Annotated in this window: 12 protein-coding genes; 5 read left to right on the top strand and 7 right to left on the bottom strand. The window is 50.5% G+C overall.

The annotated features are described in order from the left end of the window. Positions 1-34: 34 nt before the first annotated feature. The 3 genes from recF to dnaA form a co-directional block, all read right to left on the bottom strand. Positions 35-1,138, bottom strand: coding sequence for a DNA replication/repair protein RecF (recF, locus tag INT22_RS06230; protein ID WP_193067895.1), 1,104 nt, complete (start codon positions 1,136-1,138; stop codon positions 35-37). Positions 1,139-1,242: 104 nt separating this feature from the next. Further along, on the bottom strand, positions 1,243-2,346 hold the full coding sequence (dnaN, locus tag INT22_RS06235) for a DNA polymerase III subunit beta (protein ID WP_009723350.1): 1,104 nt from the start codon (positions 2,344-2,346) through the stop codon (positions 1,243-1,245). A gap of 55 nt (positions 2,347-2,401) precedes the next feature. Then, positions 2,402-3,868, bottom strand: coding sequence for a chromosomal replication initiator protein DnaA (gene dnaA / locus INT22_RS06240; protein ID WP_038479938.1), 1,467 nt, complete (start codon positions 3,866-3,868; stop codon positions 2,402-2,404). A 534-nt stretch (positions 3,869-4,402) separates the two neighbouring features. Between dnaA and rpmH the strand changes: the two genes are divergently transcribed. The 4 genes from rpmH to mnmE all read left to right on the top strand — a co-directional run bounded on the left by rpmH (position 4,403) and on the right by mnmE (position 8,224). After that, complete coding sequence (gene rpmH / locus INT22_RS06245; RefSeq protein WP_009723348.1) at positions 4,403-4,537, top strand: 50S ribosomal protein L34; 135 nt, start codon at positions 4,403-4,405, stop codon at positions 4,535-4,537. A 13-nt stretch (positions 4,538-4,550) separates the two neighbouring features. Then, positions 4,551-4,952 (top strand): ribonuclease P protein component, encoded by a 402-nt coding sequence (rnpA, locus tag INT22_RS06250; RefSeq protein ID WP_084183640.1) that lies wholly within the window; start codon positions 4,551-4,553, stop codon positions 4,950-4,952. Between the two features lie 114 nt (positions 4,953-5,066). Further along, positions 5,067-6,752 (top strand): membrane protein insertase YidC, encoded by a 1,686-nt coding sequence (gene yidC, locus INT22_RS06255; protein ID WP_193067896.1) that lies wholly within the window; start codon positions 5,067-5,069, stop codon positions 6,750-6,752. Between the two features lie 101 nt (positions 6,753-6,853). Next, positions 6,854-8,224, top strand: a complete 1,371-nt coding sequence (gene mnmE, locus INT22_RS06260) for a tRNA uridine-5-carboxymethylaminomethyl(34) synthesis GTPase MnmE (protein WP_193067897.1) — start codon at positions 6,854-6,856, stop codon at positions 8,222-8,224. A 29-nt stretch (positions 8,225-8,253) separates the two neighbouring features. Here the strand turns inward: mnmE and INT22_RS06265 are convergent, their stop codons facing one another. The 4 genes from INT22_RS06265 to rdgB form a co-directional block, all read right to left on the bottom strand. Further along, the gene (locus INT22_RS06265; RefSeq protein ID WP_193067898.1) at positions 8,254-9,099 is read right to left on the bottom strand and encodes a 23S rRNA (adenine(2030)-N(6))-methyltransferase RlmJ; all 846 of its coding nucleotides are present in this window, start codon (positions 9,097-9,099) and stop codon (positions 8,254-8,256) included. 94 nt (positions 9,100-9,193) lie between these two features. Continuing rightward, positions 9,194-9,868: an OmpA family protein gene (locus INT22_RS06270; RefSeq protein ID WP_089040124.1), complete on the bottom strand. Its 675-nt coding sequence runs from the start codon at positions 9,866-9,868 to the stop codon at positions 9,194-9,196. Between the two features lie 48 nt (positions 9,869-9,916). Beyond that, positions 9,917-11,086 carry a radical SAM family heme chaperone HemW gene (gene hemW, locus INT22_RS06275; protein ID WP_193067899.1) on the bottom strand — a complete coding sequence of 390 codons (1,170 nt, stop codon included), beginning with the start codon at positions 11,084-11,086 and terminating at the stop codon, positions 9,917-9,919. After that, positions 11,079-11,687, bottom strand: coding sequence for an RdgB/HAM1 family non-canonical purine NTP pyrophosphatase (rdgB, locus tag INT22_RS06280; protein ID WP_038479919.1), 609 nt, complete (start codon positions 11,685-11,687; stop codon positions 11,079-11,081). The genes hemW and rdgB overlap by 8 nt, the downstream gene beginning before the upstream one ends. A gap of 284 nt (positions 11,688-11,971) precedes the next feature. Here rdgB and INT22_RS06285 point away from each other — a divergent pair, with 284 nt between their 5' ends. Next, positions 11,972-12,574 (top strand): DNA-binding response regulator, encoded by a 603-nt coding sequence (locus INT22_RS06285; protein WP_226912447.1) that lies wholly within the window; start codon positions 11,972-11,974, stop codon positions 12,572-12,574. The last annotated feature ends 39 nt before the right edge of the window (positions 12,575-12,613 follow it).

Raw genomic sequence — 12,613 nt, forward strand, 5'->3', positions numbered from 1 at the left:
ACTCCGTCGTGAAGTCTGTCTCGTTCCGTGTCGCCTACCCGTCCGGCAGTAATTGGCTTAACCCTTGACTGGAGTGTTTCACGTGAAACATCCCGACATCTGTTGAGGGCTCCCATATACCACGAAGCGCGGAGGGTTCGACGCTTGTAATAAATGCCTGACACTGCATCTTTTCAAGCAAATTGCAAAACCGATCTCGGTGCGTACTATCTAGCTCCGCTGGTAAATCGTCGATTAAGTAGATGCAGTGTCGTTGTGTGGTACTTTCCAGAAGCCGCCCCTGGGCAAGCTTTAATGCACTAACCACCAGCTTTTGCTGGCCTCTGGAAAGGACTTCGACAGCAGGCTGCTTGTTTAATCTGATTCGCAAGTCTGCTCGCTGCGGCCCCTGCTGGGTAAAGCCCATTTGCTGATCCGCGTGACGACTATCCTGCAAAACGTCCGCAAGGGCGCGCTGCTTATCCCAGCCTCTTACATAACGCAGCGTTAAATCGGGTAGAGAAATCAGCTCCTTTAAGGTTTCATCGAATACCGGCAAGAACTCGTTGAACCATGCTTGCCTGAGTGCATCCATCTGCTCCCCCCAGGTAGCTAACTCATACTCCCATACCGCTATTTCGCTTGGGACTATTCTACCACGCCTAAGGAGCGCATTCCGATGTTTCACCGCGCGGCGCGTTCGCTTCCATGCGTCGAGAAAAGAGTGTTTCACGTGAAACACTCCCCAATCCAAAAACTCTCTGCGACCTGCGGGCGATCCTTCGAGAAGGCGAAAGGCATCTGGATTTATTAGCTGCAACGGCATAGCTTCAACCAATTCGGCCAAGCGGATACCTTTCTCTCCACGCAAACGCAACTCTAGCTCGCGCTGTGCGCGCATTCTCCTCACACCAAGCGTAACCTCAGGGTCCCCCGCTAAACGCCCGTAGAGCGTCATATAGGGCGCCTCAGACTGTATAGCATGTTTAAGCTGGCGAGTCCGGAAAGAGCGACCCATTCCTAAGATATGAATACCTTCCAGCAGGCTAGTTTTACCACTGCCGTTAACGCCGTATATCACATTAATACGGGATGCCGGGCACATCTCAACTGGCGCTAAATTACGCAGCCCCTGAAGATTTAACCGAGACACACTCATTAACGACTGCCAGTAAATAAGACCATAAAACCTGCCATCCTTTAAAACGCGAAAACGGCGCTTCTGCCATCAGAAGCGCCGCCCTCTTTAGCCAGCTATTGCGGCTATAGCCGCATCGGCATAACAACATAAAGCGCATCACCGCCGCCAGGTTCTTCTAACAGCGCACTGCTGTTAGGGTCTGCCAGCGTCATCTGCACTCGATCCTCATCCAGTACCGAAAGCACGTCGACTAAGTAACCTACGTTAAAACCAACTTCCATGGCTCCGCCATTATACTCAACGGCCACATTCTCTTCGGCTTCTTCCTGTTCAGGGTTATTGGCCATTACTTTAAGATTGTTTTCCTCAAGGTACAGCCGCACACCACGATATTTCTCATTCGAGAGAATAGCAGTACGTGAAAGCACCTGACGCAATTCAGCACGCTCAGCGATTAGTACTTTATCGCCATTGCGCGGCACTACACGCTCGTAGTCAGGGAATTTGCCGTCAATCAGCTTAGAGGTAAACGTAAAGTCGCCTGTATGAGCGCGAACATGGGTTGAACCCAGGGTAAGGCTTACCGGTTCATCACTATCGTCCAACAAGCGAGAAAGCTCTAAGATACCTTTCCGCGGTACGATTAGCTTTTGCGCTTGGTCAACCACAATATCGATAGGCCGTGAGCACATAGCTAAGCGGTGCCCATCAGTGGCAACGGTGCGCAACAAATTACTTTGAATTTCGAGCAGCATGCCGTTCAGATAATAGCGTACATCCTGCTGGGCCATTGCAAATGACGTTGACTCAATCAGGTGCTTCAATGTCCCCCTGGGCACACTAAGCTCTTGACTACCATCAGCATCTTCAATATTTGGAAACTCTGCAACGGGCAGCGTCGAAAGCGTAAAGCGCGAACGACCACTGCGCAGTACAGCACGCCCCTCTTCTACCGCCAGCTGAATCTCAGATTGATCAGGCAACGATTTACAGATATCCATCAGCTTACGAGCAGGAACCGTGGCAGCACCCTCTTGATCAACTTGGCTCGCCACGGTACGGCCTACTAGCTCTACTTCTAGGTCGGTACCGGTTAATGCTACCTGATCCCCTTCTACTTGGATCAGTACATTAGAAAGTACTGGTAGCGTTTGGCGCCGTTCGACTACGCCCGCCACCAGAGTCAGCGGGCGAAGCAGCGCCTCTCGGGAAATAGTAAATTTCATCGGTACTCCGGTTTCTATCCTGAAAGGCCCGCAGTGCAGGCCCAAACGATAACGGTTAACTAGTTAGCAGGCGAAGAAGATTCTTGTAATCTTCACGAATATCCGCATTTTCCTCTTGCAGCGCTTTTACCTTGCGGCAAGCGTGCAACACGGTCGTGTGATCACGGCCACCAAAGGCATCGCCTATTTCCGGCAAGCTGTGATTTGTCAGCTCTTTAGCTAACGCCATAGCAACTTGCCTCGGCCGTGCGACGGAACGAGAGCGGCGTTTAGAAAGCAGATCGGCAACTTTAATTTTGTAATATTCAGCAACCGTTCGCTGAATATTATCAACGCCTACCTGCTTATCTTGAAGCGCTAACAGGTCTTTAAGCGATTCGCGAATAAAGTCCTGGGTAATGGTTTTCCCCATGAAATGCGAATCTGCAATCACCTTTTTCAGCGCACCTTCAAGCTCGCGGACGTTTGAGCGAATCTTCTGAGCAATAAAGAAGGCAGCGTCGTGCGGGAGATCAACTTTCGCCTGATCTGCTTTTTTCATTAAAATCGCTACGCGGGTTTCAAGCTCTGGCGGCTCAATAGCCACTGTCAGGCCCCAGCCAAAGCGCGATTTCAGACGCTCCTCCACACCACTAATCTCTTTTGGATAGCGGTCAGAGGTAAGTATCATTTGCTGCCCACCCTCTAATAATGCATTAAAGGTATGGAAGAACTCTTCCTGGGAACGCTCTTTTCCAGCAAAAAACTGAATATCATCAATAAGTAGCGCATCAACGCTGCGATAAAAGCGCTTGAAGTCGTTAATCGCATTTAACTGCAGTGCTTTCACCATATCCGCGACAAAGCGTTCAGAGTGCAGATACACCACACGGGCATTTTCACGGCGGCCAGCCAGGGCGTTACCGACAGCGTGCATCAAGTGTGTTTTACCTAAACCAACGCCACCGTATAAAAACAGCGGGTTATAGGCGCCGCCAGGATTTTCAGAAACCTGACGAGATGCCGCACGAGCGAGCTGGTTCGATTTACCTTCGACAAAGGTATCGAAGGTAAAATTAGGATTAAGACCACTACCATGTTTTAGGCTGCCTTCAACCTGTACCTGGCGCTCATTTCCTCGCCGATTCGGTGACTCTTCCCGCAGTTGATCAATTTCTCGCTCATCAGCAAGGTCTCCCCTTGGCGGCGTATGAACCGCAGGCGATGCTTGCCTTGAGGGAGATGCTGAGACCGGATTACCCAAATCTCTTGGCTGCGGGGCAGGTGCAGCCACACGGCGGCTACCTACCGTCAAACTGACTTTGGGAGGCTTGGATGGCGCAAGTTCTCGCATCAGCTCGCTGATACGCTTTGAATACTTATCACTCACCCAGTCGCGCACAAAGCGATTCGGCGCCAACAAGCGCAGCTCATTGGTCTCTCCTTCTTCTGCCTGCAGCGGACGTATCCAGGTATTGAACTGCTGTGAATTCAGTTCGTCCTGCAGGTAGTCCAGGCACTGTTGCCAAAGCGCGAGTGACACTCATCTCACCATCGGTTGAAAACGGCCGACCATTGTAGCGCCCAACGAGACGGTTATCCACACGCACTAACGCCTCTTTTTGCCCTGTGGACAACTATTCATGAGGCATAGGGAAAAGCTGGTAATGGATCAAGGAAAAAGCTGTTTTGATGGTTTCTATAACCTGTTGAACACACCTAATTAACAGTTTATTTAAGGCTTATCCGAAGGTTATGCACAGATTTTTTATGTTTTTAAGATGTTGATAAAAATGAGCTAAAATAGCTTATCCACAATTAGTATCCCCACTATTAATAACAGTAGGTTTTAAATAACTTCATTAGTAATAGTAGTGTCATGGCAAGAAGCCACGATGGTGATGTACGAAGAGCCTCCATTGCCTTTTTAACGCTTTTTATGCAAGGAAAAATTGCACCTGACGCGGGAAGTCTCTACAATTTCCGGTCTTGAATTGAAACTCCCCGGCTAGTTCCTCACTGGACCGGGTCTTTTGGAATTCACTTTCCGTCCTAAACCACGTGGGAATAACGAGTTATGAAACGCACTTTTCAACCCAGCGTTCTCAAGCGCAAGCGCGCGCATGGCTTCCGTGCTCGTATGGCAACCAAAAACGGCCGTGCCGTTATCGCACGCCGCCGCGCCAAAGGCCGCAAGCGTCTGAGCGCCTGATCTCGGATTGCGTGTGCCGCATCAAGGCTTTCCCCGGTGCTTACGTTTGCTAAACGCCGGGGATTTTAGTCACGTGTTTGAACAGGCAGACCTGAAGGTTCATGGCAAAGGTATGATGGCGCTAGCGCGTTTGAGTACCCGGGGACATCCCCGCATTGGACTGGTGGTCAGCAAAAAGAATGTGAAGCTCGCTGTTGATCGCAACCGCTTTAAGCGACTCGTGAGAGAATCTGTTCGCCTCCGCCAAGATCACTTACCCTCTGTGGATATCGTGATACTGGCAAAGCGTGGTGTTCAAGATATTGATAACGAGACGCTGAATCGCCAGCTAAATGGCATGTGGAAACGACTTCAGCGTGACGCACAGGCGGTGTCTGTACCACTCCCGCCTAATGGCGTAACACGTGACGCTTGACGCACACCTCGCCGCTCGACCTCGGCCTGCCGCCTGGCAGGCTTTCGTGTGTCATGGGTCGAGTAAATGACACTGCGCCATTAGCATGTTCACCACCCATCGGGCAGAACCCTCATGGACGTAAAACGACTTTTATTACTGATTCCACTGGCAGTACTTGCCTACCTATTGGTTGTACAGTGGAATCAGGATTATGGGCAAATAAGCGTCGATTCGACGCCTGAAATTACCCAAAACAGCAACGGCTCATCCGCCAATAATGTTGGCAGTGATGATTTATCGGTTCCTAGTTCGTCGGCTCCCCAAAATGCCATTAGTGAAGGCATGCCTGGGGAAGCAGAAAGTAACTCGTCTAGTCGAGACTTTATTGCTGTCACTACCGACGTTCTCGACGTACGTATTGACCCACATGGTGGCGATATCGTGTACGCCGCTCTACCGCAGCATAAGCTAACGCAGGATTCAGATCGTAACTACGTGTTGCTTTCTGATAACTCAACGCGTAGCTACGTCGCCCGTTCCGGTCTTCAACTGGACGGCCAGGCTAGCCGCATTGCCTTCACGCCCGAGCGTACCGAGTACCGCTTAGGGAACGATGAAGAGCAGTTAAGTGTTGATTTAACAGCGGAAGTTAACGGCGTTGAGGTTATTAAGCGATTGACGTTTAAGCGCGGCGACTACGCGGTCAACGTTAGTTACTATTTAGCCAACAACACCGAATCACCGATTAGCGCACGCTTTATCGGTCAACTGGCGCGCGATAATAGCCCTGACCCCTCAAGTGGCGTCTCTATGGGTATGAAATCGTATCTTGGTGCAGCCTACTCTACCCCTGACGCGCGGTACGAAAAAATCGACTTCGACGATATTCAAAGCCATAACTTTGAAAATCGTGAGGCGCAAGGTGGCTGGATTGCGATGATCCAACACTACTTCGTATCTGCCTGGGCACCGGCGCAAAATCAGCAAAACCTCTACTATGTCACTACCGATTCACGGGATCGTAATGTCGTAGCGTTTGCTGGCCCCACGAGCAGTGTGGCCGCTGACGGCGAGGCAATGCTAAGCGCAACGCTGTACATGGGGCCCAAGGTTCAAGACTATCTTGAACAAGTCGCTCCCAACCTACGCCTAACCGTAGATTACGGTTGGCTGTGGTTTATCGCTAACCCGCTGTTCTGGTTACTGGATAAGATCCACGACATCGTTGGCAACTGGGGCTGGTCAATTGTACTGCTGACCGTACTCGTGAAACTGGTGCTGTTCCCGCTATCCGCCAAAGCCTACAAGTCAATGGCGCGTATGCGTAAGCTTGGCCCGGAAATGCAGCGTCTCAAAGAGATGTATGGCGATGATCGCCAGAAAATGTCTCAAGAGATGATGAAGTTCTACCAGAAGGAAAAGATCAATCCTCTGGGCGGCTGCTTACCAATTCTGGTGCAAATGCCGGTCTTTATCGCGCTGTATTGGATGCTGCTTGAGTCTGTTGAGCTGCGCCATGCGCCGTTCATGTTCTGGATTCAAGATCTGTCGGTGAAAGATCCGTACTTTATCTTGCCGATTTTGATGGGTATCTCGATGTTTGTTCAGCAAATGCTGAACCCGACACCGCCCGATCCCATGCAGGCGAAGATTATGAAGATGCTACCGATTATCTTCACCTTCTTCTTCCTGTGGTTCCCAGCAGGTCTGGTTATCTACTGGGTCGTCAACAACATCATCTCGGTGGCGCAGCAGTACCTCATTACGCGTAATATTGAGAATGATCCAAACGTCGGCAAAGGGTTGCGAACCAAGTAGCACGCTCCCTTCTCCTACCTCCAGACCCCCGCCCTAGCGGGGGTCTGGCGTTTTAGGATGAACAACGCGACAATCTTCGCCATACACCAACGAGAAGCGCCATGGCCGATCGACTTTACACCCAAGACACCATTACCGCTCTGGCAACTCCTCCTGGCTGCGGCGGTGTTGGCATTATTCGCGTCTCAGGCCCTGCCTGCCACGATATCGCTGCCGCTGTACTTGGCCACTGCCCTTCCCCTCGTTACGCTCACTACGGCCCGTTTTATGCCGCTGAAAGCGTTATTGATGAAGGCATTGCCCTGCTGTTCAACGGACCCCACTCATTTACGGGCGAGGACGTGCTTGAACTGCAAGGACATGGCGGGCCAATCATTATGGATATGCTGCTTGAACGCTGCCTACAGCTTGGCGCACGCCTAGCACGCCCGGGTGAGTTTTCAGAGCGTGCCTTTCTAAACGACAAGTTGGATTTAGCCCAAGCCGAAGCCATTGCCGACCTGATAGACGCCACTTCCCGTTCCGCTGCCGAAAATGCCGTACGTTCGCTACAGGGCGAGTTTTCCCAGCGTATCTCGGCGTTAGTGGAGCGACTCATTGAGTTACGGGTATACGTCGAAGCGGCGATTGATTTCCCTGAGGAGGAAATCGACTTTTTAGCCGATGGCCACGTCGCCAACCGTTTAGACAGCGTTCAGCAAGCGCTGACGGCGGTTCGCAAAGCCGCAGGCCAAGGGGCACTGTTACGCGAAGGAATGAGCGTGGTGATTGCTGGACGACCTAATGCCGGTAAGTCTAGCTTGCTCAACGCACTGACCGAACAAGATACCGCCATTGTCACGGATATTGCCGGCACCACCCGTGACGTGCTGAGGGAATATATTCACATTGATGGCATGCCACTGCATATTATCGACACCGCAGGGCTGCGCGACACCCCCGATGCCGTAGAGAAAATCGGCGTTGCCCGTGCTTGGGAAGAGATCGAAAAAGCCGACCGCGTGCTGCTATTGGTAGATGCCTCCACGACTGATGCGACCGATCCTATGACTATTTGGCCGGAATTTGTCGCCAGGCTCCCTGATCAAACACGCCTGACACTGGTGCGAAATAAAATTGATACCAGCGCCGAACCAGCGGGCATTGATTTATCCACAACCCCACCGACGATCAGACTATCCGCGAAAACTGGCATGGGTGTGGATAACTTAAAAACCCATCTAAAGGACATCATGGGGTTTTCTGCGACGACCGAAGGGCGATTCTCAGCCCGCCGCCGCCATTTAGACGCCCTAGATCGCGCCATGATTGCGCTGGAAACTGGACGCGCCCAACTAGATGGCTACGGAGCCGGGGAATTGCTGGCCGAAGACTTGCGCGATGCTCAGCAGGCGTTAGGCGAAATTACCGGTGAATTCAGCGCTGACGACCTGCTCGGCGAAATCTTTGGCAGTTTTTGTATCGGGAAGTAATCATCTGCTTTGGTCACTAACAGACCAAGCTATTCGCCTACCAGCCACTCTGACCGATAGTCACTTTCCGAGCCTAGCAGCGGCGTAATGTGTGCCATCGCCGCCGCTAGACGCTCATCTAATCCCCAGGGCGGGTTAATCACTAGCATTCCACTACCGTACATGCCATGACTTTGCTCGTTTGGCGTATGGCGTTGAAGCTCGCTGCGCCAAATTTTACGGATGCCACTCTCCCTCAAACCGTTTAGCAGCGAGAGATGGTTGCCTGCTGGTAGCAATGGATACCACACCAGGAGCACTGCATGTCGCGCTTTTGCCAAGCTATAAGTCACCGCATCAACCACCTCTAGATATTCCGCTTTACGTTCGTAGCTAGGGTCAATCAATACGCACAAACGCGGCGTTGCAACCGGTACCAGCTCACTCAAGCCTGCCAGGCCATCCCCATAAATTCGCTGCGCCTGCGGGGAAAGCGATTGGCTGCTTAAGTGCTCATGCTCACCTGGATGAAGCTCAAATAACGTCAGGCGATCTTGCTCACGAAGCGGCTGAGAAAGCCACCAAGGTGAGCCAGGATAATGGGTAAGCTCAGATGCATGGGGCTGGGCAGTTGCCAGCGTGGTTAGCCAACTATTTAGTAAAGGGTCGCTTAGCTGCTCGCTCGCTTTCCACAGCGGCCAAATGCCCTCACGGTATTCTTGAAGCCGCTGAGTCTCTTTGGTGTTAAGTGGATAGAGGCCTCGTCCCGCATGAGTATCTATATATGTAATGGCTGTTTTTTTACGTAATAAATAATCAACCACCGCGTAAAGCGTTAAATGTTTCTGCACATCGGCAAAGTTACCGGCATGGTAAGCGTGTTGGTAAGACAGCATAGTCGCTCGCTAACAGAGAATCGAAAAAAGCCCGCTATGTGAGCATAGCGGGCGTTTATCGGCAATGCCGAGGTTAGCTTATCAATCGTTAGCGTTAACCCTGGCCATTTCCCGTGGGAGTCAAGGTGATTTCAACACGGCGGTTTTGCGCCCGGCCTTGTTCAGAATTATTGCTAGCAACAGGCTGATTGGCCCCGTATCCCATGGTGTTTAATCGAGCAGAGGATACGCCATTTTGGCTAAGGTAATTACCCACAGACTGGGCACGGCGTTCAGACAGACGCTGGTTATAGTTTGCATCTCCGGTGCTATCAGTGTGGCCAGCAATGTTGACGCGGGTATCCTGGTACTGGGTCAGTACATTCGCTACTTGATTAAGAGAGTTACGCGCCTCGCTGGTAAGCTCAGCAGAGTCGAAACCAAACGTAACGCCGCTGGGCATATTAAGCACAATATCGTCACCGCGACGATCAATCTCAATACGCGAGCCCTGGAGATTTTGGCGCAGCTGTTGCTCCTGACGATCCATGTAAACGCCTATACCGGCACCCGCTGCAGCACCTACCGCTGCACCAATCAATGCGCGATCACGACGGCTAGTGCTGCCATCGCCAGACAGCGCACCGGCAGCAGCACCAATAGCCGCGCCAATGCCAGATCCCATCGCAGTGCTAGAGCGCTGCGTCTGACCGCCATAAGGGTCCGAGGTAGCACAACCAGCTAACAAAATGGCTGCCGCCAGCGGGGTCAGTAGTCGAGAAATACGCATCACTCACTCCTTGATAATCTTCAGGGTAATTGCTTTATATATCGCTGATCACTCATCGCTTATTAATGTCAGCAATTCATTCAAGAATAATAGACCTTGAGGCGATGCACGCAGCTTTTCGGGCATTTCCATTAAAAGTCCTTTTTCATACGCGCTTTGTAACCGTGAAAGTAACACGGCTGAGGGCTGTCCTGTGTAAGCCGTCCAGACATCCATTGCGACCCCATCGGTTAAGCGTAACGCATTCATCGCAAACTCAAGGGGTAGCTCCTGCGTTGCTATCAGCTGCTTACCAGCCACAAAGCCACGCGGATCATTTGCACGACGTAAATACGTCTCTGGCTGACGTGTTTTCCAGCGCCTTTCGATATGCCGTTGCCCCTGACTATCGACCGTCGTCAGCTTTCCATGCGCTCCTGCCCCAATACCCAAATAATCGCCAAACTGCCAATAATTGATGTTGTGGCGGCTTTGTAGTCCCGCTCGCGCGTAGGCAGAAATTTCATAGCGCCGCAAACCGGCTTGCTCAAGGCGTTGATGGCCAGCTTCTTGAATGTCCCAGAGAGCCTCTTCTTCTGGTAACACCGGCGGATGAGAGAAAAACGCCGTATTCGGTTCAAGCGTTAACTGATACCAGGAGAGATGCTCTGGCTCCAGAGCCAATGCTTGATCAATATCCTCCATCGCTTGAGCCGGGGTTTGTTTGGGTAGCCCATGCATTAAATCTATATTGAGATTATCAAACCCAGCCTCACGCGCTTGGCGAACAGCATTGACCGCTTCTTGGCCGCTATGAATACGCCCCAACGCGCTAAGCTGTTCAGGGCGAAAGCTCTGAACTCCCAAAGACAAGCGATTGATCCCGGCTTCTCGATAACCAATAAAACGCTGCTGTTCGGTCGTGCCAGGATTCGCTTCAAGGGTAATTTCGATAGTCGAAGAGAACGGCAATCGAAGGCGTATCTCTTTGAATAATCGATCGTAAAAAGCTGGCGATAACAGGCTTGGCGTGCCACCACCAATAAAGATAGTTTGAATCTCTCTTTCATTCGCTAATGATAAATCACCCTCCAAATCATTGAGCAGGGCGGTTAGATAAGCGGCTTCGGGCAGCTCGTCAGTACTGGGCTCATGGGAATTAAAGTCACAGTACGGGCACTTACGTACGCACCATGGCGTATGGATGTATAGGGATAAGGGAGGCAATAGCTCAGCCATGCGCCACCTTCAACAGTTCAACCAAGCCCTGTAATGCTCGCCCACGATGACTCAGTCGGTTTTTGGTTTCACTGGATAACTCGGCAACACTCATTCCTTGGTCCGGTAACCAGAACAGAGGGTCATAACCAAAACCGCCATTACCTCGCGGGTGCGCCAGAATTTCACCTTCCCAACTGCGTTGCACAATCACAGGTACAGGGTCTTCTGCATGACGCAAATACACCAATACGCACCAATAACGTCCACTACGCTGACCTTCAGCATAGCGACTGAGCGACGTTAATAACTTCTCATTATTGCGCTCGTCACTTTTAGGCTCACCGGCATAGCGCGCTGAATAGATACCCGGCGCACCGTGAAGTGCATCCACCTCAAGACCTGAGTCGTCTGCCAATGCAGGCAACCCACTGATTTTACTTGCCTCACGAGCTTTCAGAAGTGCGTTTTCTACAAAAGTAAGCCCTGTTTCTTCCACATCTCCCACTCCAAATTCGGATTGCGGACGAACATCTAACCCAAGAGGTGCTAGTAATTGATTGAATTCTTTTAGTTTTCCTACATTTCCACTGGCTAAAACTAAGGTATTGGGCGATGCCATAACGATATCTCCAAAAGGAAGGTTAATGAGTTTACATATATCAAAATTTCTTCTAAAGCAGGCTGTTTGTTACATAATGTAATTGTTAAAACTAATTTAAAAAATGCTTATATTAATAACAAACAACATTATAAACATACACTTAAACTAATTATTCTAAAAAATACTATATATATTCAAATTGATTTCACCAGATTCCTAATAACAAAACTTTACGAAATGTATCTTATAGGCAACACTTCTGAGAGCACCTGCTCACTCTTTCTTTCCACGAGGGCTTCCCAATGTCACAGGAAAAGACCATAGGTTTGGTGTATCTCATTACCGAACAAAGTCCGCAGTCACAGCTGTTTGCAGACTATTTGCTCGATCATACTCATTGCTCAATTAGAATTTACTCGCCAGACAGCACCATACCGTCTTCACCTGTCGAACAGCTGCTCATCTTAATCGACAGTGATCATATCAGTGTAGAAGCATTGCCAGACTGGCAAGAGAAGCTGCCAGAAACGCTGGCAAAAACCCCTCTCGCCGCCTTCAATATTCGCGATATGGATCATGCACTGGAAGCTCTCGCTTGTACTCAGTTAAAAGGAATATTTTATCGTAATGAGAGCTTAGAGGTATTTTGCAAAGGTATCCACGCGTTACTCAATGATGAGCTGTGGATGTCTCGGGACTTAATGGCAAAACTAGTTCTCTTTTACCGTAAATACCAAAGCAACGCATTTCGCCCCACCTGTGGTTTAACCAGCCGAGAAATGGAAATCATTTCTTTATTAAGCATAGGTTCTTCTAATCATCAAATTGCCGACAAACTATGTCCTGAATCCGTGAGACCGGCCCCCGGAAGCACTTCTAACCCACTGACCTGCATGGCAATATAGCCATTATCGCCATTCACCCAGACAGTGCCATGCCCAACA

Source organism: Halomonas sp. 3D7M (assembly GCF_014897885.1).
Lineage (GTDB): Bacteria > Pseudomonadota > Gammaproteobacteria > Pseudomonadales > Halomonadaceae > Vreelandella.